The sequence below is a fragment of the Spirosoma sp. 209 genome, assembly GCF_002006735.1.
Taxonomy (GTDB): Bacteria; Bacteroidota; Bacteroidia; order Cytophagales; family Spirosomataceae; genus Spirosoma; species Spirosoma sordidisoli.
The window spans coordinates 189,406-212,009 of sequence record NZ_MVEC01000007.1; the positions used below are offsets into that span (position 1 = coordinate 189,406).

Below are 22,604 nucleotides of genomic sequence, written 5' to 3' on the forward strand. Positions count from 1 at the left end.
CGTAATAGCTATCGCAGCTGATCGAGCGCTACGTTCAGTTTCAGTACGTTAACTGTTTCGGGGCCAAACAGGCCGAGTAGTGGTTTCTCGGTATGCTCGCCGATGAGTTGGGTCAGCCGGTTGGCAGGTAGGTTCCGTACCCGCGCAATCCGGGCCACCTGAATGGTGGCAGCGGCCGGCGACAGGTGTGGGTCGAGGCCCGAACCCGATGCCGTGACCAGCTCGGCCGGTATATCGGCCTTCCGAATGCCGGGATTGTGGACCAGAAACGTATCGATGCGGGCCTGAACCGTTTTCAGATAATCGGGGTTGCTCGGGCCTTTGTTGGACCCCGCCGACCCGGCTGCGTTATAGTCAACGGCCGACGGGCGCGAGTTGAAATACCGGTCTTCGGTAAACGATTGACCAACGTTGGCGTACCCGACAACCTTGCCGTTTATCGATACGGTTTCGCCATCTCCCCCGCCGGGAGCCAGTTTGGCCACGCCCGCAATAACGAGCGGATAAATAACGGATACAAGAACCAGCAGGACCAGCGAAAGTCGGATAGCTGGGGACAGGTGTTTACTCATGAGATTAATGCCGGTTTCACCCGGCTGTTTATGGGGCAGCGTCGGGCCGGATACCCGACGCTGCGTGAATCAGTTAATCAGACGAACAGTCCTACAAGCAGATCGAGCAGTTTGATGCCGACGAAGGGGGCTACCAGACCGCCAAATCCGTAGATGAAGAGGTTCCGGCGCAGCAGCGCACTGGCTCCGATCGGTTTGTAGGCTACGCCCCGCAGAGCCAGCGGAATCAGCACCGGTATGATGATGGCGTTGAAGATCACCGCCGACAGAATAGCCGACTCCGGCGAGTGGAGCTGCATCAGGTTCATGCGTTGCAGCGCCGGTATGCTGGCCACAAACAGCGCCGGTACGATGGCGAAGTACTTGGCTACGTCGTTGGCGATGCTGAAGGTAGTCAGCGTACCCCGCGTAATCAGCAGCTGCTTTCCAATCTCAACTACCTCGATTAGCTTGGTGGGGTCATTGTCGAGGTCGACCATATTGCCCGCTTCTTTGGCAGCCTGCGTTCCTGAGTTCATTGCCACACCCACGTCGGCCTGGGCCAGGGCGGGCGCGTCGTTGGTGCCATCGCCCATCATGGCTACAAGTTTGCCGCCGGTCTGTTCGTGGCGTATGTACTGCATCTTGTCTTCGGGCTTGGCTTCGGCAATGAAATCATCGACGCCCGCTTTCTGGGCGATGAACCGGGCCGTAAGGGGGTTATCGCCGGTTACCATAACGGTCTTGACGCCCATCTTGCGGAGCCGGTCGAACCGTTCGGCAATGCCCGGCTTGATGATATCCTGCAACTCGATGACGCCCATGACCCGTTCATTTTCGGTCACGACAAGGGGGGTGCCGCCATTGGCTGCAATGTCGTTGGCTTTGTCGGTCGTTTCGGTCGGGAAGGGCTGACCGGCTTTTTCAACCAGTGCCCGAATGGAGTCAACGGCCCCTTTTCGGATACGAAGTACGTCAGTTGCATTGCCTTTTCCTGGTTGCGGCAGGTCGATACCCGACGAGCGCGTTTCGGCGGTAAACTTGATCAGGGTAGCACCGGTCGTGCTGAGCGAGCGGGTCACATCGGTACCGGCCAGCTCGACAATCGACTTACCTTCGGGCGTTTCGTCGGCCAGCGAACTCAGCGCCGACGCCCGGATCATGTCGGCCTGGTCGATACCTGGCGCGGCATAAAAGTGAGTGGCTTTCCGGTTGCCGATGGTGATGGTACCGGTTTTGTCGAGCAGCAGCGTGTCGATATCCCCCGCTGTTTCTACGGCCCGACCCGACTTGGCAATGACGTTGGCGCGCAGGGCCCGGTCCATACCCGCAATCCCGATGGCCGACAGCAACCCGCCAATGGTGGTCGGAATCAGACAGACGAAGAGCGAGATCAGGGCCGCAATGGTAATGGGCGTGTTGGCGTAGACGGCAAAGGGCTGCAGCGTTACGCAGACGATGATGAACACCAGCGTAAAGCCCGCCAGCAGGATGGTGAGCGCAATTTCGTTCGGTGTTTTCTGCCGCGAGGCTCCTTCCACCAGCGCAATCATCTTGTCGAGAAACGACTCGCCCGGCTGGGTCGTCACGATGACCTTGATCCGGTCCGACAGAACTTTGGTACCACCCGTCACTGACGATTTGTCGCCACCGGCTTCGCGGATCACCGGCGCCGACTCGCCCGTAATGGCCGATTCGTCGATGGTAGCCAGCCCTTCGATGATGTCGCCGTCGGACGGGATGATATCGCCCGGCTCGCAGAGAAACACATCGCCTTTACGGAGTTGGGCCGACGAGATCGTTTCTACTTCGTCCAGTTGGTAGGCGCCCACCGGCCGGATCACCTTGGCGGGTGTCTCCTGGCGGGTTTTGCGGAGCGACTCAGCCTGGGCTTTTCCCCGTGCTTCGGCAATGGCTTCGGCAAAGTTGGCGAACAGGATGGTGAGTAGCAGCACGGCCGTAATAACGATATTGTAGGCCAGTGAGCCCTGGGTCGTATCGCCCGAGAGCGCAATGTAGATCGTGACGGCCAGCATCACGAAGGTGCCGATTTCGACCGTAAACATAACCGGGTTCTTGATTAGGAGCGCCGGGTTTAGTTTAACGAACGATTCTTTTAGGGCGGTTCCCACCAGGTCGCGCTGGAACAGTGATGGGGAGGCTTGTTTTGCCATTTTTGTTAACTTTGATAAAACGACATGTAACTATGACAGTTGAGCAGACTTCGGTTGAAAGCATCTTCCACGAAATGGGATATGCTTCCAGTACGGATTACGCCATCAAAAAGGCCAGAGAAGAACTATTGCAGGAACTTAAGGTCAGCCTGGGTCGTATTGACGCGTTCGAGAAAAAGTACGAAATGACGTATGCTGAATTTGATAAGCAGTTTCATTTGCTTACCCAGTTCAGCCTGTTCGAGCGCGACGATGACAGCATGGACTGGCGGGCAGAGCTTACGGTGCTGCGGAGCATTGAAAAGCGGTTGGCCACATTGACACTATGATTCATGATTTGCAGCCTTTGCCCGTTTTATCACAGAGGCTTCTTCCCTTAAACCTGTTTACAGGCCAGGTATTATGCAGATTCGAGGGCGCCTTACCCTGATCGATCAGTCCGTTGTTCATATTCGTGAGAATCATGTGTTAGCTACTGGCTGGATCGACTACGCCTACCAGTGGCAGACTGCCAATCATACTCTTATCGTTCGTTGGGACAATGCCCATGATATGCCTGGGATTGATACGTCGCCCTACCACCAGCATGTAAATACGGAAGAAAACGTGCTCCCCTCGGAACCGATGACGCTCGAAAAAGTCCTTGCTTTCATTGCCGTACAAGGGTCAGTGTAGAGAGAAAAACTCGGCTAGCGGACCCAGCGCCAGGGCCGGAAAGAACGACAGGGCCGCAATGATGGCGATGACGGCAAACGTCATCAGTCCGAACGTGCCGGTATCGGTCGGGAGGGTGCCGGCGCTTTCGGGTACGTACTTCTTCTGCGCCAGTAGCCCGGCAATAGCCAGCGGTCCGATGATGGGCAGGAACCGACCCAGAATCAGTACAAAGCCCGTCGATATATTCCAGAACACATTGTTATCGCCCAGACCTTCGAAGCCCGAACCGTTGTTGGCGGCCGATGAGGTGAATTCGTAAAGCATCTCCGAAAAACCATGAAAACCGGGGTTGTTGAGCCAGTTGGCGGGCTTAACGGCCCAGTCGGCGTCGGGGCTATGGATCAGCACGTACGACGACAGAGCCGTACCCGCCAGGATGAGGAACGGGTGCAGGATGGCGATCAGCGAGGCAATCTTCATTTCGCGGGCTTCGACTTTGCGGCCGAAAAACTCGGGAGTCCGCCCAACCATCAGCCCGGAGATAAAGACCGCTACGATCAGGAAGATGTAGTAGTTCAGAAAGCCTACTCCGCAGCCCCCATAGAAAGCGTTGGTCATCATGCCCAGCAGCTGCATAGCGCCCGACAAAGGCATGGCCGAATCGTGCATGCTGTTGACCGAACCCGTCGAGATAATCGTCGTCACAATACTCCAGTAAGCCGAAGCCAGCGGGCCGAAACGAACTTCTTTGCCTTCCATGGCGCCGGTCGGCTGGGCAATGCCCAGCTGCGTCAGGGCCGGATTCCCGTTCAGCTCCGACCAGATGGTGGGTAGTAGTAACAGCAGCATGCCGGTAGTCATGACACCAAAGACGATCCAGGCAAACTTGCGCCGGTTAATGAAAAAGCCCAGAGCAAACACCATGGCCATCGGGATCAGTACCTGCGCAATCATCTCGACCATGTTGGTCAGGTAATTGGGGTTTTCGAATGGGTGGGCCGAGTTGGCACCGAACCAGCCGCCCCCGTTGGTACCCAGGTGTTTGATGGCAATCATACCGGCGGCCGGGCCGCGCGAAACGCCTACGGTATCGCCCTCCATCGTAATCAGGGTGTCTTTACCGGCAAAGCTGGCCGGTGTACCGTTGAAGGCCAGCACCAGTGCCACCACGAGCGAGAGAGGGAGCAGCAGGCGGGTGATCGACCGGACAAAAAAAGTATAAAAGTTACCCGACCGGTCGGTCGTCTGCGGCAGAAAATGCCGGAAAAGCAGCACCAGCGCGGCAATGCCCGTGGCCGCCGATACAAATTGCAGAAAGGTGATTACCCCCAGCTGCGTCAGATACGTCAGCCCCGACTCGCCCGAATAGTGCTGCAGATCGCAGTTGACGAGAAAGCTGATGGCCGTATTGAACGCCAGATCGGGCGACATGGACGGGTTGCCGTCGGGGTTCAGCGGGAGCGAGCCCTGGGTGAGCAGCAGAACGAAAGCGAGCAGAAACCAGACCAGATTGATGGTCAGCAGCGCCACCAGATTCTCTTTCCAGTGCATGTCGCGGGTGTCGTCGATACCGCCGATCCGGTAGATCAGCCGTTCGACGGGCGCCATAAAGTCGAGTGCGCTGGGCTTATTGGCAAACACGCTGGCGAGGTACTTGCCCAGTGGAATCGCCAGCAGGACGGTCAGGCCGTACATGGCCACCACGCCTAATAATTCAGTTGTCATGGGTTAACGTATAAATCGAAGCCTGGGGGCTGGTTTAGAACCGTTCGGGCCGGATGAGCACATACAGCATGTAGGCAAAAGCCAGGAGAGAAATGATAAACAGGATCGTCAGCATGATCGTGTGTGTGAAGCCGCAAGCACCCGGCGAGCCAGCCGCTGCGTCTGTTTTAGCCAGTGAATGGCGGTTGTTGATGATAGCAGGTTTAGATTCGTTCGAACCATTCGATGGTTTTGTAAAACACGGCGAAGCAGAGCAGGGCCGAAACGAGAAGCAGCAGAACAGTAGCCATTGTATTGATCAGGTTGGTTGCTGACTACCCTGTGCCAAAAAGGAGTCCAAACTGGTCGTGAAAAACGGGTTTTGGCTATAGCTATCTGTAAGTGAGGAGTTTGTGTTGGTCGAGTGGATTGGGGAGCGGGGAATAGAAAAAGCCGACCCTACCATTTTGGTAGGGTCGGCTTTTCAATTTGGTAGTGTCGGTGCGGACACGGACCACTTGTTCGGATGGTTTGCTTACCGAAGCTCGAAGATAACGGCCGATTTGCCGGCTATGGACAGCGGCTGGCTTAATGCCTGCGTTTGGCCGGTCAGTACGTTTCGGGCGGTTGTATGACCGGCCAGCACTTCGCCATACCGGGCGGTATCGAGCGTGGTAGTTTCCGGGGTCTTGTTCATCACCACCAGCACCTTCTGCGTGTTGGTGTAGCGGACGTATAGGTAGAGGCCATCGCGGGCCGCGAAGTGCTTGAGTTGTCCGGTCTGCACAGCCTCGTTGGTACGACGCCAGCGCAGGAGTTTTCTCAGAAACGCCCGGGCCGCCGTCTGTTTCTCAGTCAGCCCCTGGCCGGTAAACGCGCTGGCGGTATGATCGGGCCAGCCCCCCGGCATTTCACCCCGGATTTCGTCGTGCCGGTCGCTCTTTGGGTTGGTCATCAGGACTTCGGTGCCGTAAAACAGCTGTGGAATGCCGCGGGTGGTCAACAGGTGGATCATCCCCATCTGCCATAGCGCAAAATCCTCATGAATCTGTGTGTAAAACCGGCTCATGTCATGGTTGTCCGGAAACGTAACCAGGTTCTGGGGGCGCTCATACAGAAAATCCTGCGCGAGGGTCTGGTAGAGCTTGACCAGCCCCCGGTTATACTGCCGGTCGTCTTCGTTGAGGGACTCGACCAGGGCATTCTGCAGCGGGAAATCGAACATGCCGGGCATGTAGGAAACGTACCCATTGCGGTTCTGCTTTCCTTTTTGCCAGAAAGCTACGATTGCCGGATTCAGCGACCATTCTTCGCCGACCATATTCAGGTTGGGATACTCCTGCATGAGCCGTTTCGACCACTGCGTCATGAAATCCTTGTCGGGATACGGGTAGGTATCCATCCGGATGCCGTGCAGGTCGGCGTATTCGACCCACCAGATCGTGTTCTGAATCAGGTAAGTAGCCAGCAGCGGATTGCGCTGGTTCAGATCGGGCATCGTCGGTACAAACCAGCCGTCGGCGTGCAGGCGCCGGTCGTAGTCAGACGCGTAGGGATCCTGAATGCTCTCGCGGGCGTGGTGGGTAATCCGGGGCTTTTTCTGTTCGTTCAGCCAGTCGTCGGTAGGCAGGTCGTTCATCCACCAGTGTGATGAGCCGCAGTGGTTCATGATCAGGTCGATGATAAGTTTGATGCCTCGCTGGCTGGCAGCTTGGGAGAGGGTTAGGTAGTCGGTGTTACTGCCGAACCGGGGGTCGATTCGGTAAAAATCTGTGCTGGCATAGCCGTGATACGACCCGGAAGGCATGTTGTTCTCCACCAGTGGGTTGACCCACAGGGCCGTGATGCCCATATCCTGGAGGTAGTCGAGGTGGTTGATGATGCCCTGAATGTCGCCCCCGTGGCGCGTATCGCGGCCGGTGCGGCTGGCTTTGTCGGCCAGATCGGCCGCGTTGTCGTTGGCCGGGTTTCCGTTGGCGAAGCGATCTGGAGTGATGAGGTACATGACGTCGGCCGCCGTATACCCCTGCCGCTGGGCCGAGTTGGCTTTCCGGGCTTTCAGCTCATAAACAACCGTTTGTGCCGGTCTGCCGTTTCTGAGGAACTGGATCGGGAACGTACCGGGTTTAGCGCCGGGGCCAATAACCAGGTCAATAAAGAGGTAATTGGGGCTTTTGACCCGGCTGACCTTCGTCATCGTTACCCCCGGATACGACAGGCGGGGCTGCGTATCGCCAATATTCGTTTCGTGAATCAGTACCTGCAGGTGAGGATCTTTCAGGCCGACCCACCAGAAAGCAGGTTCAACGCGTTGGGCAAAAAGCAGGGTTACGGGTGTCAGAGCCAGCAGCAAAGCCAGCAGAATAAATCGGGGCATAGGTAAAAAGACGAGATAGGTTGAAGGCAAAAAGAAGGACGTAGGCAGAAAGGCCGGCCAGCCTGACCGGCTCGGCAGGGGGTCAGTATAGCACGGGGTTCAGCGCCGTATCGATCACCTGGCCTACCGTTGCACCCGGACACCAGGTATGCCAGTCGTTTTCCTGATTGCGGTTGGTGGGTTGTTTCAGCCGCATGGTTTTATCCATGTAGATGACCGTCATAACCTTGCGGGTCTGGTCGGTCAGGTTGGCCCCGGCCCGGTGAAACACCCAGCCCGAATGAAAACTGACTTCGCCCAGATCAAACGGTTCGATCACGTGTTTGAAGTCCGTAACCCGCAGTTTTTCGGCAATCAGCGTTTCGCTGTCGTCGCTGATTTTGAGGTCGCGGCCTTCCACAATTCGGTGGCTCCCGGCGCTGAACTCGAGTGGACCCAGCGGCAGTGGCGTTGCCTGCAGGGGAATCCAGGCCGTGATGGTTTTGTCGCTGCTCAGCGGCCAGTAATACTGATCGGCATGCCAGGGCGTGATGCCCCCACCGCCTTCTTTGAACAGGGCCTGGTCATGATAGATCCGGACGCCGGCTACCTGCATCAGATCCGCGGCCAGTTTGGCCAGTCGTTTGCTGAACACCAGCGTTCGGATGGCTTCGTTTTCGCGCCAGAGGTTGAACAGCTGCAAAAACGCCTTGCCGTAGGTGTCGCGTTCGGTCAGCTGGGTAGTGACGGTGTTCATGTGGGCAACCTGCCGGCTAATGACCTCGTTGTAGTGGGCCAGCGTATCGGCATCAAAGACGTGCTTTAGCTTGATGAACTGGTAGGTCTGGTAAAAATCGATCTGGTCGGAGGTGAGTTCGTAAGGGGTATCCAGGCGTGTCATGGCCGTTGCTGATTGGTTGGTCAAGTTGGGCAGCCGATAACGGGTGAGGTGTCGACTGATGCCACAAAGTTCTATCGCGAGTCTGTCATCCTGGATTACCCATTTATCCGAATACTTTTCCGATATTACCATCAGGTTGACTTTTATGCGTATATACAGGTAAAATAGGTAATGAAACCCGAACTGGAAGCTGGTATTTCGACAAAGGGCCTGGCTTCGTTCAGAGCGTTTCAGCTGAACCAGCCCGCGTTCCGGTCCCACTGGCATTACCATCCTGAACTGGAGCTTGTGTTTTTTGCCCGTGGCAAAGGCATGCGGTTCATCGGTGACGATATCGCCCTGTACGACGAAGGCGATCTATTCCTGATTGGCGAGAACCTGCCCCATACGTTCGTGAGCTACGAAGACGAAGCCGTTCCGCTGGTCGAAGCCCTCGTCATTCAGTTTCCGCGGTCTTTGTTCGATGGGTTCGTCGAATGTGCTCCGCTGCAGGGGTTGTTCGACGCGGCCCGGCGCGGCCTCGCCTTTGCCCGGCCCGGTACCGACCTGGTAACAACCATCCGGCAGATCATCCAGCATCCGGGCCTGCCTGCGCTGGCCGGCCTCTTCGCCCTGCTCAACCAGCTACAGGAGCTACCCGCCCGGGAACCGATCCTGCTGCAGACTTATCAGCGACACGCGGCTCTAACCGACGCATCGACCCGCATCCGCACCGCCATCGATTACGTGAACGCCCATTATCAGCGGCCGATTCCGCTGGCCGAACTGGCTCGGGTCTGTCATTTTGCGCCCAATGCCTTTTGCCGGTGGTTCAAACAACACATGGGCGTAACGTTCGTCGATTACCTCAACAAAGTTCGATTGACGCACGTATGCCAATTGCTGGTTGCTACCGATCTGCCGGTGGGCCAGATAGCCACCCAAACGGGTTTCGACAACATCAGCACCCTCAACCGGCTTTTTCAGCGTCGGCTTCATACGGCACCGGGCCTCTACCGGGCGCAGCACCGTATCTGAATATGGGTTGACTTCAGCCGTCCAGCCCATATTCGGCCAGCTTTCGATACAGTGTCGTTAGGCCAATGCCCAGTAGTCGGGCCGACTCGGTTTTGTTGCCGCCGGTATGCCGCAATACCCGCCGGATGTGCTGCTGCTCTAGGGTGGCGAGGTCAACAATAGCGTTGGGGTCAGTGGCGGCCGGGCCGTCCTGCATCTCGTACGGTAGCAGATCCGGGGTCAGCTCGGCGGAGTCGGCCAGGATGACGGCCCGTTCGATGAGGTTCTTGAGCTCGCGGATGTTGCCTTTCCAGGGGTGCTGCTGCAGTTTCTGTACGAAAGCCGGGCTGAGCCGGAGGTCACGGCGGCCAATTTTCAGCGCGTCCTGCCGGGCAAAGAGCTCGGCCAGCGCGGGAATGTCGTCGCGCCGGTCGCGCAGGGGCGGAAGTTCGATGCTGAAGACCGACAGCCGGTAGTACAGATCGAGCCGGAACCGGCCAGCGCTGGCTTCCTGCTCCAGGCTCCGGTTGGTAGCCGCCACTACTCGCACATCGGTCCGGGTCGGTCTGGTGTCGCCCACGCGCAGAAACTCGTGGGTTTCGAGCACCCGCAGCAGTTTGGCCTGCAGGTCGAGCGGCATCTCGCCGATCTCATCGAGAAAGATAGTGCCTTTGTCGGCTTCGGCAAACAGCCCTTTCTGGTCGCGGCTGGCCCCGGTGAAGGCGCCCGCCCGGTGGCCGAAGAGTTCGCTTTCCAGAATGTCTTTGCCCAGCGCGCCACAGTTGATGGCCACAAACGGCCCGTTTCGGCGGGGGCTTCCCTGGTGAATGGCCTGCGCAAAAACTTCTTTGCCCGTACCGGTTTCGCCGGTGAGCAGCACGGTGGTATCGGTAACGGCCACCTTACGGGCCAGTTCTACCGCCTGCCGGAGCGGTCTGGAATGACCCACGATGGTATCGAACCCCTGTCGGCGGCTCATCTGCTCTTCCAGCTGGCGGATGCGGAACTGCAGGTTCGCTTTCTCCACGGCCCGGCTAACGAGCGGAATGATCTTGTCGTTATCGTCGCCCTTGGTGATGTAATCAAAAGCGCCGTTTTTTATGGCCGCAACGCCATCCTGAATGGTGCCGTAGGCGGTCAGTACAATGATTTCGGTGGCCGGGTAAAGCTGCTTGATCTGTTGGGTCAGCTCGATACCGTTCCGGTCGGGCAGTTTGACGTCGCTGATGACGAGCTGAACCGTTTCGCGCTCGAGGGTTTTCAGTCCGGCCCGGGCGGTGTCGGCTTCCAGAACGGTATAGTCTTCCAGCTGTAAGATCCGGGCCAGTAGCTGGCGCAGCCGGGGTTCATCATCGATGAGGAGAATCGTGGCGGGCATAGAGTGCGTACGCTGAGTGACTGATCGGGCTGCAAAGTACGGATGAAAAACGGATGGCGAACGATATCGCCCGGCCGGTCGGGACCGGCTACGCACCCGAAACGTCACGATACCAGGGTGAGATACGAAGTAATGCTAAAAAAATGTTATTTCGCCAACAAGCCATACTCTCCGGAGTTAACCCCCTATGCAACCCCAATCGACCCCATCCCGTAACAAAGTCGACTCCCGGATTACCTCCCCGGTCGAGTCGCCCGACTTTTACCAGCTCGATGATCTGCTGACGGCCGAACACAAGCTGGTTCGGTCGGCCGTTCGCGACTTTGTCCGGCGCGAGATATGCCCCATCGTCGAAGACTATGCGCAGCGGGCCGAGTTTCCGGTTCATCTGGTGCAGAAGTTTGGGCAGATCGGCGCTTTCGGACCCACTATTCCCACCGAGTACGGCGGGGGTGGACTGGATCAGATCAGCTATGGCCTCATGACGCAGGAAATTGAACGGGGCGATTCGGGCTGCCGTTCCTGCGTTTCGGTGCAGAGTTCGCTGGTCATGTACCCGATCTGGGCGTTCGGCTCCGAGGAGCAGCGGCAGAAATTCCTGCCCCGGCTGGCTACGGGCGAACTGCTCGGCTGCTTCGGCCTCACGGAACCGAACCACGGCTCTAACCCTGGCGGCATGGAGTCGAACTTCATCGAACGCAGCGACTATTACCTGCTCAACGGCTCCAAGCTCTGGATCACCAACGCGCCCATTGCCGACATCGCCATTGTCTGGGCCAAGAATGACCAGGGCAAGATCCGGGCGCTGCTGGTCGAGCGCGGCATGGAAGGCTTCTCGACCCCCGAAATCCACAACAAATGGTCGCTGCGGGCCAGTACCACCGGCGAACTGGTTTTTCAGGATGTGAAGGTGCCGAAAGAAAACATGCTGCCCGACGCGTTTGGGCTGAAGAGCGCGCTGAAATGCCTCGATCAGGCCCGCTACGGCATCAGCTGGGGCGCGCTGGGCGCGGCTATGGAGTGTTACGAAGTGGCCCGTCGCTACGCCCTCGAACGGATTCAGTTCAGCAAGCCGATCGCCAGTTTTCAGCTGGTGCAGAAGAAGCTGGCCGAGATGCTCACCGACATCACCCAGGCTCAGCTCCTCTGCTGGCGGCTGGGTATGCTGAAAAACGAAGACCGAGCCACGACCGCCCAGATCTCGCTGGCCAAACGCAATAACGTGGAAATGGCCCTGCGGATAGCCCGCGAAGCCCGGCAGATTCTGGGTGGTATGGGCATAACGGGCGAGTTTCCGATCATGCGCCACCTGATGAACCTGGAGTCGGTCAGCACCTACGAAGGTACCCACGATATTCACCTGCTCATTCTCGGCGCTGACATCACCGGTATCCCGGCTTACAAATAAGCAGAGGACAGAACAGATAAAGCCACAAAAAGACCCGTGCTATGACGGGTCTTTTTGTGTTCAGGCCGGGTCAGGGGCTGCGTAGGTGACCAGATCGACACCGATGCCGTTGGGATCGACGATGGCAAAGTGCCGGTCACCCCAGGGTTCGTTGCGGATATCGATGGCGATGGGGAGGCCCAACGCGACTACACGTTCGTATTCGGCGTCAACGTCCTCGTATTCGATGGTCAGATAAACGCCCTGTCTCCCGAACGCCGGCTGGAACAGTGGCTGTTGCGAGGGATGGTGAGGGCGCAGAAAGCTCAGCTCGGCCTGCTGGTTCGGCGTATGGAGCAGGAGGTAAAAGTCGTTCTCGAACGTTACGCCAAACTGCAGCACGCGGGTGTAAAAGTCGCGGGTTTCGGCCAGCTTCTCGGTGATCACTCCGGCGTTCAGTTTCATAGGCCGGGGCTGTTTTCAACAAGGGTATGCAGGAGTTCGCAGGTCAGCCGGATCGTTGAGAAGCGGCCTTCGGCAGCTACGAACGTACCGCTGCCCTGCAGGCCGGTCAGCTCGTCGGTGCCGCTGCCGGGTACGATGGTGAGCATGCCCCGGGCTACGCCGTCTTCGTAGGTGCCGGTTCCCTGCATCACAAAGCTACCCCGATGACCGTCGAGGCTACCGATGAAACGCTCGAGGCTGACGAAGCTGCAGGAGGTCTGGCTGCGGTACGTCATCAGGTACTGCTCCCAGCTTTCGCCTTCCAGGTCACCCGACACAGTGTTGGTCACGCCGGAGCGGGTCAGGGTAGGGGCGTCGGTCAGTTCATCGTAGGGGGTTTCCGTCCAGCTTCTGACCGTACGTCGGGCTGTCAGGTGAAGAAGCGAACGTGTCAGGGAGGAGACAAACATCGGGTTGGGCTGCATAAACGCATGCTTTAGGATGACATGATGGCCTAAAGATCGGCTGGTCTGGTGACAGCCCTATGTCAGCAGCGTTTCCTCGACCGGCATGTAATGGGCAAAAAGCTCTTCGGTCAGCGCCTGCATGAGGGTTCGCAGCTGGTCGGGGGCTTCGATCGTGACCGAGTCGCCGTAGGAGAGCAGCCACCGGCCCAGCCCTTCGAGGTAGGGCGTACACAGATGCATCCGTACGCGGTCGCCGAGGTCTTCTTCGCGCTGAAAGCCCCACATGTAGCGGTGCTCCTGCACAAACCGGGCGGCTTTTTTGGTGAACGAGACCGATACATTCACGACGGGCATGTCGGGCCGGCGCATCTGGTCGAGGTATTCGCGCAGGCTAAGCCGTTCCTGCCGCGCAAACGGCCGCCCCGTGTCGACCAGCTCCCGAATTCGGTCGACCCTGAAATCGCGGTAGTCCTGCCGCGTTCGGCAGTAGGCAATCAGGTGCCAGACCATGCCGTAATGGTACAGGCCAACGGGCTCTACCTCGCGCCGGGTTTCGGTATCGGTGTAGCCGGCCTGGTAGCAGATGGCGAGAACGTGATGCTGGGCAATGGCGTGCTGGAGCGTGTTGAGCAGGCCCCCGACATAGGGTTCGCGGAGGTTGGGCTTGTGTACCGCCACATGCGGAGCCAGGTCGTCGAGGTGTTCCTGGTCGGGGCGCTTCAGTACCGATTTTATCTTGAACAGCGCCGACTCGAAAGCGGTCTGTACCGACTCGTCGCCCCACTTTTCGACCAGTTTGCCGCCGAACACCAGCGCACTAGCTTCAGCGTTGGTAAACATGACCGGCGGCAGGTGATAATCGGTCAGGAAGTAGCCCACGCCTGCTTCGGCACCGACAGGAACCCCCGCTTCTTCGAGCGACCGGATATCGCGGTAAACCGTTCGCAGGCTGATGGTAAAGCGATCGGCCAGTTCCTGAGCGCGGACGACGCGCTTGGTTTGCAGATGAATCAGAATGGCAGTCAGGCGGTCCAGACGGTTCATAAATAGAGCAGGAATCAGGTTGTTCAGGGTAGTTAAAGATAAAAAATAAGCCTGATTTCACCTAAAAAATCGGGGTTTCGACTGTGATTTTTCGCGAGTGGGACCGGGTCCAGGGGCGATTGGCCGAGCAAGTGACGGATGGTGTATACGAGGGGTGTTTTTGTGCCATGTCGGTGCGCCGGGGCGGGGGCTTTCCTGAACAAACTACCCCACTTTGGTGTACAAGAGAGAAAACCTCCGATCGCATGAACTTAGCAGACACCCCCGTTACCGACAACCGCCATCACCACCGGTTTGAACTGACTGTCGACGGAAAACTCAATATTGTGGCTTACCAGCTGGTAGACGATGAAACGCTGGCCCTGACCCATACCGAAGTAGACCCTAGTCTGGAAGGGCAGGGCGTTGGTTCGCATCTGGTCAAAGGGGTGCTTGACTTTGTGGAGCGTAACAACCTCAAAATTGTGCCGCTTTGCCCCTTCGTATCGACTTACCTCAAGCGGCACCCCGACTGGAACCGGGTTGTTTCCACGGCCTACAGCGTCAACGACTTTTAAATCTCACGAACGGGGCGTGGATGAGGGCGACTCCGAAAATTTATGCTGAACCAGCCTGACCAGCAAATCGGTAGGGAGCGGCTGATCATGCGGAAAATGAAGCGCGTCTTTAGTGCCTTTGCCCCGGTACGGAGCCATCTCTTCGTTGTAGAGCGCCATCCCGTACATCGGATACAGCCCGATATGTTTTTTATAAGCTGCAAACCAGATCGTTACGTCATTCCGTCTGAAGGCGGGCATACCGTAGCTGAACATTTCTTCGGCGTCGGGCTGGGCGTCCTGGATGAGCTGGCGTAACGTCCGCAGCCGTTCCTGAACCGGTGCCGGGAAGGTGTCGATGTACGCATCGGTCGGGCTGGCGCTGGGCGAGGGTACCTGGGTGGTCATGAGTGGAATAGGGGTAGTCGGGTAGTTCGGGTAGTTCGGTCTGGAACGGGGCAATCGCTGGGTAAATCTACGGGACTGAGGGATATAACCCAATCTCATTTGACCGCGTCGGGAATAACGCCTACATTGACGGGGAATGCCAAGCTGCCAGTCTGCTCCCATGTCAGTTGCCCCACGGACCTCCGCCGATCAACTCCCCGAACCGCCCGCCCTGTACTTCGATCCCGACGAGCGCAGCTGGGTAATGGCAGCCGACACCGCCAGCCGCTTCGTGCCGGTGCCGCGCCTGGACGGAAACCTGATCACTGATCCGTCTGCCCTCGCCGATATGGCCGATGACTTTGGCCACCTGATTCATCGGACACCACTGGCCTGGTTACGCCCCGGCTCCACTGCCGACGTCGTAACGATGGTCCGCTTTGCCCGTCGGCACGGTATCCGACTGGTAGGCCGCGGTTGTGGGCATACGGCTTTCGGGCAGGCGCAGGCCGAGGCCGGTTTGGTCGTGGACATGCGCAGCCTTTGCCAGATTCATGACATTACGCCCGATCGGGTGCGGGTCGATGCGGGCGTCATCTGGCGCGATCTTATACTGGCTACGACCGCCGTCGGGCTGACGCCCCCCGTGCTGACCGACTTTACGGCGCTGACCGTGGGCGGTACGTTATCGGTTGGTGGGGTCGGTGGCCGGAGTTTCCGCTATGGCGCGCAGGTCGATCAGGTTGTCGAACTTCAGGTGGTAACGGGACAGGGCGAGCTGCTGACCTGTTCGGCCGAGGCTCATGCCGGGCTTTTTTATAATGTACTGGCCGGATTAGGCCTTTGCGGCATACTGGTGCAGGCTACCCTCCGGCTCATTCCGGCTCGTCAGCAGGCCCGTACCTACCGTTTCTTCTACCCCGACCACACCACCCTGCTGGCCGATCTGCGCTGGTTAACGACCTGTTCGGCTATCGATTACATCCGCGGAAACGCCGTTCCCGTACCGGCCCAGTCGGCAACGCCGGCAGGAGGGCCGGGCTCGCGTCGGCTCCGTTTTCAGTTTTTTCTGGAGGCTACCGTTTTTTACGACGACGTCGAGGAACTGGCCGGGCTGCCCGATCTCGATTTGCCGGTAGCGGGCGAAGCTGATCAGGTCGAGGACCGGACGTACGTTGCGTTTACCGATCAGGTGGTGCAGCTGGTTAACGAACTGGATGCGGCCGGGCTGGGCCAGCTCCCCCATCCCTGGCTGGACCTGTTCGTGCCCGACTCCGCCGTTATGCACGTGTCGACAGACATCCTGACCCAACTCGACAACACTACTTTCGGCCCCGGCTCCCTGCTGCTCTTTTATCCGTTCAACCGGGACACACTGCACTGTCCACTGTTTCGGGTGCCGGACGGGCCGACCTTCGTACTCGTGGATATCCTGCGCACCATTGCGCCCGATCCCGACCTGATGGCCGCTGTCGTCGCCCGGAACCGACATCTTTACGAGCGGGTCGTCAGCACGGGCGGGCAACTGTATCCCATCAGCGCCGTACCGATGGACACCCGCGACTGGGCGCGCCACTTCGGCCCGCTGTGGCAGGAACTAACCCGAATAAAACAGCAGTACGACCCGGATGCCCTGCTGGGCGCTGGCCTTCGGATTTTTGATTAAGATAGATTTGAAGAATAATCGTTTTTAATGCATCATTCGACTTCCACTTAGCTCAGGCAACGAGGTAGACAGTCGTTAATACCCATTTGCTTTGAGGATGGTTTGCGGGTTGCTCAGGGTGATTATATTTCGCAGCGCTTCCTGTTTGTTACGGGCCTTTCTGTAGTAATTCTCGCAAAGCCGGAAACCAACCACGTACCCCAGCATACCCGGTCGCTTCCGTTGCGCATCGCCCATGGCCAGAAACCACCTGGCCTCGATGGGTTTGCCGGCCTGAAGGGCGAACTCCGATTGTATCGCTTTTTCCAGCGTCGGATTCATCTGGTCGAAAACGGCCTGCATGGTTGATTTACCCGTCAGGTAATGGGTAATAAACTCGGCCCCGCCCTCGACCAGCGCCAATTCCAGGTTGTTTTTCGGGTTGAGCTGTTGCTGAAAATGAACGATCTCATGCAGACAGACCGCGTCCAGCTTATCAAACCGCATGACCCCGGCCTTCAGGTAGGGATTGGCAATTTCATCGAGCGGGGAATCATTGGACAGGCAGGTAAGTTCAGTGCCGATGTACAAAATATCATTGGTTCGATTGCCGGCCACCTCAAACTTCCCCACGCAAAAAAACAACTCAGGAAAAACGCTGCCCGGGTAAATCGCCTTCAGCTTTCGCGCGCCGTCCACGATAGGCCGCTGCTTTGTCGAAATGGCGAGTGTATTCGACCGGATCGATCGTAACAGGGCAGGATGCCTGCGGATGACCTCCAGGAAACTCCCCGCGTTCGAGCCCGACATGTCCCGGTACAGCTCAAGGCCCCGGCTTGCTTTAGCCAGATACTGATTGTTGATAACGGCCAGACTGTCGGCCTGGCTCGAAGCCGTGGCCAGCAGATCGTAGGCCGTCCAGAAATTCCGTACGTCCTGCAGGTTAAACGTGATGCTGTCCGGATTCGACGTTTTGACGGATTGGGCCAGGGTTGTCAGTTGGATGTTGAGGAAGAGAAAGGCGACGAAGCGTCTCATAACGTCAGTTTTTAGCGCAGGAACAAGCCCGGCCGGTTCGTTTATCGATACAGTCGGGGCGAGTCGGTCAGGCGGCTTCGGTTTTTTCGCTGGGCTGGGCCGGGCGATTTGCCTGCTGCTTCAGGAGTTGTTTCGTGGTCTGGCGGCTACCGTCGTGGCTCCAGCCGGGCGGGCCGAAGAGGTAACCCAGGGCGTTTCGGAACGAGCCGGCATGGATGACGTCGCGGGCTATGTCGGACCATTCGTGGAAAGCGATCCGGAGTGGGTTGTGCGAGTCGATGTTCTTGGTGAGGCCGTAGGTTGGCCGGTGCGTTTCGGGCTCGAAAGTGCCGAAAAGCCGGTCCCAGATAATCAGCACACCCGCGTGGTTCTTGTCCAGATAGGCCAGGTTCGACCCGTGATGCACGCGGTGGTGCGAGGGCGTATTGAATATAAACTCGATGGGGGCGGGGAGCCGGTCGATGTGCTCGGTATGAATCCAGAACTGGTAGAGCAGGCTGATGGCCTGCATGGTCATGACGGCCACTGGCGAAAAGCCGATCAGCGGTAACCATACCCAGAAGAGCCAGGCCCCCGACAGGGTACCGGTCCAGGTTTGCCGCAGGGCCGTACCGAGGTTGTATTTCCTGGACGAGTGATGCACCACGTGCGAGGCCCAGAAATAGCGGCTGCTGTGGCTGATGCGGTGGAACCAGTAATAGCTAAAATCGTCGGCAAAAAACAGCAGCCCCCAGGCCCACCACTGACTCATGTCGATCGTGAACAGCCGAAACTGGTACACCAGCGAATACGCTCCGAACACAATAGCTTTGCCCACAAACCCGACAATCACGTTGCCGATGCCCATACTCAGGCTGCTGGCCGTGTCTTTAGCCTCATAATAATCCTTTTGCTGGATAGCCGTTACAATCACTTCGGCAACCAGCAGAATGACAAAGCCCGGAATAGCGTACTGAATCAGATCTTTCATGCGTGTTTTAGCGGAGCCAGGGAGGTTGTATGGTCCGTACTGCCCGCGCTGTACTCTTCGCAATTTACAGAAAAATACAGTTTTGTTTACATGTAGGCCCAGGCTATGGCGATAGACCGGTTGCAAACAGGGGCGCCGGTCTTCCGGTTGATGGGATAAGGACCAGGCGGCTTCGAGAGTCTGAACCGGCCTCCTATATTGCAGCCCTGTACGTAAAAGCAGATTGACACATGACCTTCGAGCAGTTTACCGCCAGCCTGTCGGACCCGCAACCCCCGGCCGCTGTCCACCCTATTCTGAAAGCCCTCTGGTACGACGCCAATGAACAGTGGGAAGAAGCCCACGAAGTAGCCCAGAGCCGCGAGGGCGATCAGCCCTACGACCGGCTGCACGCGTACCTGCACCGCAAAGAAGGCGACCGCTTCAACGCGAATTACTGGTATCGGCGCGCCGGAACGTCGTTTTTCGACGGATCGCTGGCCGACGAGTGGCAGGTGCTGGTGACCGAACAGCTGGGCTGAGGGTTCACAAAAATATAATGGAGGTTTGCGGGCAATTTCCTTCGGAAATCCTTTGAATTCTATGTATATTGTGGGGCTATTTTCCCAGCGTACTTCCCCACATGCAAACAGTGTTTCGGATCGTATCCGAGCCCGCTGGTCTGATCAGACTGGATCAGACCCCTGTATATACCTATTCCCAAAAACAAGCCGAGGAAGCCAATCTGGCTTTCGATCTGGCCGTTCGTACGTTCCTGCGCAACTGGATCGACCAGGGCACCATATCGGGCTTTCATGCCGATACGGATGCCGACGCATTCATTGAGCAGGGAGCGCTGCGAAGCTTCTTTCAGCATCATGAAGATGCCCTGGAGCAGCTGCTGCGGAACGACGCCATTGCGCGCCATCTGCTGCGTTCGGTGCATGAGATCTACTTTCAGAACGATGCCTACGAGCCCCTGCTGGCCCAGTTTGAACGCCGGATCTATAACGTAGCCGCCCACCGCGAACACCGCGAGGTGCCGTTCCGCTACAGCCCGCCCAGCCGCCAGAGCGATTATGGCGACACCGTCGATACCAGCCACCTGCCCGCCGATCAGGTTCGGGAGGACATCGGTATGTATTTCGGCACCCGCCGGTCCGACACTACCGCCCTGACCATCCTGGGCGACCAGCTGCGCCGGGAAGCGCTGGCTCCGGCCTCGCTGCCGATTCATGTCGTGACCGAGGGGTACATGGATGAGTCGCTGCGGGCCGTTCGGGCGGCCACTGAACAGGCCAGTCTGGATGACGATGACCGGTTGCATATTTTTATCATCCAGCGACGCCACGCGGCCGACGACCGGCACCTGGGTGCGGCTCTGCTTGTGATGAACCCGCAACAGCCCGACCGGCCCTGCCGGCTTATCTTCTGCGACACGCTGAACCCTTCGGGTACGCCCCCCTGGTGGGATAAATTCAAACATAAAGTAGACGTGGTATTCCCGGCCCCGGCCAACGAGACACCCGTATCGGCCCGGCTCGAAGACGGAAGCGTGAACCTGCAGCGGCTGCACGATGGCGTACCCGTCCGGCATCAGGACATCGACTGTGCGTTTTACACCGCATCGATCGGCCGCGCGCTGATTCAGCTGGCCCAGGCCGAGCCGGAGCTGATCCTGTCCGGTTCTATCGAAGCCGTCCGCGAGGCCATGACAGCCCGCATGCCGGAGTACTTCGACCAGCCCGGCCAGCCGAAGGCACCCGTTGCGGTGCGTGAAGAAAACATAGCCCGCCGGTGGGATACGGGCCGCGAAGCCCTCTGCCGGCTGCTGCCCGCCATGATCACCGTGCCGACCCGCTTTATTGACTTTGCTGCTGCATCAGCCATCAGCGCCGAACTAGCCTGAAAAAAAAAGGCCGCTCTCCGGAGAGAGCGGCCCACGTCTGTCGATGAATGGGTAATACTATCGTGGCTTACGCCAGTTCTTCTTCGCTCAGGATGGTGCTGACGGGCGTGAGCTCCAGGCCAAACGCATCGGCAACGCCCTTGTATACCACCTTGCCATCGACTACGTTCAGACCCAGTTGCAAATCCATGTTGTCGCGGCAGGCCTGCTGCCAGCCTTTGTTGGCCAGTTGCAGGGCGTAGGGCAGAGTTGCGTTGGTCAGCGCCAGGGTGCTGGTATACGGTACCGCACCCGGCATGTTGGCTACGCAGTAATGAACCACCCCGTCGATGATGAACGTCGGGTCTTCGTGGGTCGTTGGCCGGCAGGTTTCGATACAGCCCCCCTGGTCAACGGCTACGTCGACGAGTACGGTGCCGGCCCGCATCTGCTTCAGCATCTCACGGGTAATCAGGTGGGGGGCTTTGGCGCCTGGAATCAGCACCGCGCCCACAATCAGGTCGCAGACTTTGATCATCTCCCGAATGTTGTACTCGTTCGACATCATGGTCTGTACGTTGGGCGGCATAATATCGGACAGGTAGCGCAGGCGGGCCAGGCTAACGTCCATGATCGTAACGTGCGCGCCCAGTCCGGCGGCCATCTTGGCCGCCTGGGTGCCGACAATACCACCGCCCAGAATCAGGACGTTGGCGGGTTTTACGCCCGGCACACCGCCCAGCAGGATACCCCGGCCTTTCAGCGGTTTCTCCAGGTACTTGGCTCCTTCCTGAATAGCCATCCGGCCGGCTACTTCCGACATCGGCACCAGCAGCGGCAGGCTGCGGTCGGGCCGTTCAACGGTTTCGTAGGCCAGGCATACGGCTTTCTTCGCCAGCATAGCCTGGGTCAGTTCTTCCGATGAGGCAAAGTGGAAGTAGGTAAACAGGAGCTGGTCCTGCTTGATAAGGTTATATTCAGACGCAATCGGCTCCTTAACCTTCATGATCATCTCGGCGATACCGTAGACATCTTCGATGGTCGGCAGCATAACGGCACCGGCTTCGATATACTCTTCATCTTCGAAACCACTGCCTTCGCCCGCGTTGACCTGTACATAGACGGTGTGGCCGTGCTTGCGTAGTTCCGTAACGCCCGCGGGGGTCAGTGCCACGCGGTTCTCGTTGTTTTTTATCTCTTTGGGAACGCCGATAACCATAATGAGCTGGATGCGTTTAGGTTAGTTGTTATGGGTAGGACAAAGATAAAGTGGGTGTATATCTTTTCTAATACGTGTCACTTTTTTGGGAAATTCGGTCTGTAATTACAATATTGGCAGTATAATTTCCTGTAATAGGAGGTGTTTTCGCCTGGGTGTCCGTAAAAATTCCGTATGGAACTGCTAGATAAAACCGATCGTCGTATCCTGAGCCTGATACAAACCAACGCCCGCCTGACCATTCAGGAGATCGGGCAGCAGATCAACCTTTCCAAAACGCCGGTTCACGAACGAATCAAACGGCTGGAGCGGGAGGGTGTCATTTCGCAATACGTTACGCTGATCGACAAGAAAAAGGTGGGCAACAGCCTGATGGTTTATTGCCAGGTTACCCTCGACAAACAGACCCGCGATACATTTGCCGGTTTCGATACGGCCGTTCGCGATCTGCCCGAGGTGCTCGAGTGTAACCGCGTGTCGGGTACCTTCGATTACCTGCTGAAGATCATCAGCCGCGATATGGACGCCTACAACCGGTTTTACCAGGAGCGGCTGTCGGTTATTCCGGGCATGCTCCACATCAGCAGCTTTTTTGTCATGGATGAGGTGAAAAACTCCACGGTGATCCCCGTTGCTACCGACGCTGCGCTGTGAGGGCCCTGACGGGCCTGGGCTGATGCTGAACGGTTACCGATTCTACCGACGCTGCGCTGTGAGGGCCCTGACGGGCCTGGGCTGATGCTGAACGGTTTTCGATTCTACCGCGCTGCGCTGTGGAGGCCCTGACGGGCCATGGATGATCTGGATGCCGAACGACTGCTACCGACGCTGCGCTGTGAAGGCCCTGACGGGCCATGGATGATCTGGATGCCCGAACGGCTGC

The 22,604-nt window shown here is 57.9% G+C and carries 23 protein-coding genes; 9 read left to right on the top strand and 14 right to left on the bottom strand.

Annotated elements, in window-relative coordinates:
- Window positions 1–8: 8 nt before the first annotated feature.
- Together B1C80_RS14400 and kdpB are read right to left on the bottom strand one after the other, a co-directional pair.
- The gene (locus tag B1C80_RS14400) at window positions 9–572 is read right to left on the bottom strand and encodes a K(+)-transporting ATPase subunit C (protein WP_077921876.1); all 564 of its coding nucleotides are present in this window, start codon (window positions 570–572) and stop codon (window positions 9–11) included.
- A 77-nt stretch (window positions 573–649) separates the two neighbouring features.
- Window positions 650–2,725, bottom strand: coding sequence for a potassium-transporting ATPase subunit KdpB (gene kdpB / locus B1C80_RS14405; protein ID WP_077921877.1), 2,076 nt, complete (start codon window positions 2,723–2,725; stop codon window positions 650–652).
- Window positions 2,726–2,757: 32 nt separating this feature from the next.
- On the opposite strand from kdpB, the gene B1C80_RS14410 reads away from it, so the two are divergent.
- Window positions 2,758–3,054, top strand: a complete 297-nt coding sequence (locus B1C80_RS14410; protein ID WP_077921878.1) for a hypothetical protein — start codon at window positions 2,758–2,760, stop codon at window positions 3,052–3,054.
- A gap of 73 nt (window positions 3,055–3,127) precedes the next feature.
- Window positions 3,128–3,400, top strand: a complete 273-nt coding sequence (locus B1C80_RS14415; protein ID WP_077921879.1) for a DUF6516 family protein — start codon at window positions 3,128–3,130, stop codon at window positions 3,398–3,400.
- On the opposite strand, the gene kdpA is transcribed toward B1C80_RS14415, so the two are convergent.
- The 4 genes from kdpA to B1C80_RS14435 form a co-directional block, all read right to left on the bottom strand.
- Window positions 3,392–5,107, bottom strand: a complete 1,716-nt coding sequence (kdpA, locus tag B1C80_RS14420; RefSeq protein WP_077921880.1) for a potassium-transporting ATPase subunit KdpA — start codon at window positions 5,105–5,107, stop codon at window positions 3,392–3,394. The two genes, B1C80_RS14415 and kdpA, sit on opposite strands and share 9 nt — an antisense overlap.
- Before the next feature lie 34 nt (window positions 5,108–5,141).
- A complete protein-coding gene (locus B1C80_RS29005) occupies window positions 5,142–5,222 on the bottom strand; it encodes a potassium-transporting ATPase subunit F (RefSeq protein WP_077921881.1) in 81 nt (26 codons plus the stop codon).
- A 399-nt stretch (window positions 5,223–5,621) separates the two neighbouring features.
- A complete protein-coding gene (locus B1C80_RS14430; RefSeq protein WP_077921882.1) occupies window positions 5,622–7,463 on the bottom strand; it encodes a glycoside hydrolase family 13 protein in 1,842 nt (613 codons plus the stop codon).
- A gap of 82 nt (window positions 7,464–7,545) precedes the next feature.
- On the bottom strand, window positions 7,546–8,343 hold the full coding sequence (locus B1C80_RS14435; RefSeq protein ID WP_077921883.1) for a phytanoyl-CoA dioxygenase family protein: 798 nt from the start codon (window positions 8,341–8,343) through the stop codon (window positions 7,546–7,548).
- A gap of 171 nt (window positions 8,344–8,514) precedes the next feature.
- Here B1C80_RS14435 and B1C80_RS14440 point away from each other — a divergent pair, with 171 nt between their 5' ends.
- Window positions 8,515–9,360 carry an AraC family transcriptional regulator gene (locus tag B1C80_RS14440; protein ID WP_077921884.1) on the top strand — a complete coding sequence of 282 codons (846 nt, stop codon included), beginning with the start codon at window positions 8,515–8,517 and terminating at the stop codon, window positions 9,358–9,360.
- Between the two features lie 13 nt (window positions 9,361–9,373).
- On the opposite strand, the gene B1C80_RS14445 is transcribed toward B1C80_RS14440, so the two are convergent.
- Window positions 9,374–10,717 (bottom strand): sigma-54 dependent transcriptional regulator, encoded by a 1,344-nt coding sequence (locus B1C80_RS14445; RefSeq protein WP_077921885.1) that lies wholly within the window; start codon window positions 10,715–10,717, stop codon window positions 9,374–9,376.
- A 187-nt stretch (window positions 10,718–10,904) separates the two neighbouring features.
- Here B1C80_RS14445 and B1C80_RS14450 point away from each other — a divergent pair, with 187 nt between their 5' ends.
- Window positions 10,905–12,125 carry an acyl-CoA dehydrogenase family protein gene (locus tag B1C80_RS14450; protein ID WP_077921886.1) on the top strand — a complete coding sequence of 407 codons (1,221 nt, stop codon included), beginning with the start codon at window positions 10,905–10,907 and terminating at the stop codon, window positions 12,123–12,125.
- Between the two features lie 60 nt (window positions 12,126–12,185).
- Here the strand turns inward: B1C80_RS14450 and B1C80_RS14455 are convergent, their stop codons facing one another.
- Genes B1C80_RS14455 through B1C80_RS14465 form a run of 3 tightly spaced genes read right to left on the bottom strand, consistent with a single transcriptional unit; the run spans window position 12,186 to window position 14,059 of the window.
- Window positions 12,186–12,569 carry a VOC family protein gene (locus B1C80_RS14455; RefSeq protein WP_077921887.1) on the bottom strand — a complete coding sequence of 128 codons (384 nt, stop codon included), beginning with the start codon at window positions 12,567–12,569 and terminating at the stop codon, window positions 12,186–12,188.
- Window positions 12,566–13,033 carry a DUF3224 domain-containing protein gene (locus B1C80_RS14460; protein ID WP_077921888.1) on the bottom strand — a complete coding sequence of 156 codons (468 nt, stop codon included), beginning with the start codon at window positions 13,031–13,033 and terminating at the stop codon, window positions 12,566–12,568. Before B1C80_RS14460 ends, B1C80_RS14455 begins: the two co-directional genes overlap by 4 nt.
- 57 nt (window positions 13,034–13,090) lie before the next feature.
- Window positions 13,091–14,059, bottom strand: coding sequence for a YafY family protein (locus B1C80_RS14465; RefSeq protein ID WP_077921889.1), 969 nt, complete (start codon window positions 14,057–14,059; stop codon window positions 13,091–13,093).
- 245 nt (window positions 14,060–14,304) lie between these two features.
- Here B1C80_RS14465 and B1C80_RS14470 point away from each other — a divergent pair, with 245 nt between their 5' ends.
- Window positions 14,305–14,616 (top strand): GNAT family N-acetyltransferase, encoded by a 312-nt coding sequence (locus B1C80_RS14470; protein ID WP_077921890.1) that lies wholly within the window; start codon window positions 14,305–14,307, stop codon window positions 14,614–14,616.
- A 3-nt stretch (window positions 14,617–14,619) separates the two neighbouring features.
- On the opposite strand, the gene B1C80_RS14475 is transcribed toward B1C80_RS14470, so the two are convergent.
- A complete protein-coding gene (locus B1C80_RS14475) occupies window positions 14,620–15,003 on the bottom strand; it encodes an iron chaperone (protein ID WP_161492768.1) in 384 nt (127 codons plus the stop codon).
- Window positions 15,004–15,163: 160 nt separating this feature from the next.
- On the opposite strand from B1C80_RS14475, the gene B1C80_RS14480 reads away from it, so the two are divergent.
- The gene (locus tag B1C80_RS14480; protein ID WP_161492769.1) at window positions 15,164–16,648 is read left to right on the top strand and encodes an FAD-binding protein; all 1,485 of its coding nucleotides are present in this window, start codon (window positions 15,164–15,166) and stop codon (window positions 16,646–16,648) included.
- 75 nt (window positions 16,649–16,723) lie between these two features.
- Here the strand turns inward: B1C80_RS14480 and B1C80_RS14485 are convergent, their stop codons facing one another.
- Both B1C80_RS14485 and B1C80_RS14490 read right to left on the bottom strand, forming a co-directional pair.
- A complete protein-coding gene (locus B1C80_RS14485; RefSeq protein ID WP_077921893.1) occupies window positions 16,724–17,665 on the bottom strand; it encodes a DUF2268 domain-containing putative Zn-dependent protease in 942 nt (313 codons plus the stop codon).
- Window positions 17,666–17,732: 67 nt separating this feature from the next.
- Window positions 17,733–18,635, bottom strand: a complete 903-nt coding sequence (locus B1C80_RS14490; protein ID WP_077921894.1) for a sterol desaturase family protein — start codon at window positions 18,633–18,635, stop codon at window positions 17,733–17,735.
- A 230-nt stretch (window positions 18,636–18,865) separates the two neighbouring features.
- Between B1C80_RS14490 and B1C80_RS14495 the strand changes: the two genes are divergently transcribed.
- Window positions 18,866–19,156 (top strand): hypothetical protein, encoded by a 291-nt coding sequence (locus B1C80_RS14495; protein ID WP_077921895.1) that lies wholly within the window; start codon window positions 18,866–18,868, stop codon window positions 19,154–19,156.
- 101 nt (window positions 19,157–19,257) lie between these two features.
- On the top strand, window positions 19,258–20,523 hold the full coding sequence (locus B1C80_RS14500; protein ID WP_077921896.1) for a hypothetical protein: 1,266 nt from the start codon (window positions 19,258–19,260) through the stop codon (window positions 20,521–20,523).
- A gap of 67 nt (window positions 20,524–20,590) precedes the next feature.
- Here the strand turns inward: B1C80_RS14500 and ald are convergent, their stop codons facing one another.
- Window positions 20,591–21,721 carry an alanine dehydrogenase gene (gene ald / locus B1C80_RS14505; RefSeq protein WP_077921897.1) on the bottom strand — a complete coding sequence of 377 codons (1,131 nt, stop codon included), beginning with the start codon at window positions 21,719–21,721 and terminating at the stop codon, window positions 20,591–20,593.
- 174 nt (window positions 21,722–21,895) lie between these two features.
- Here ald and B1C80_RS14510 point away from each other — a divergent pair, with 174 nt between their 5' ends.
- Window positions 21,896–22,375, top strand: a complete 480-nt coding sequence (locus tag B1C80_RS14510; protein WP_077921898.1) for an Lrp/AsnC family transcriptional regulator — start codon at window positions 21,896–21,898, stop codon at window positions 22,373–22,375.
- Window positions 22,376–22,604: the final 229 nt, after the last annotated feature.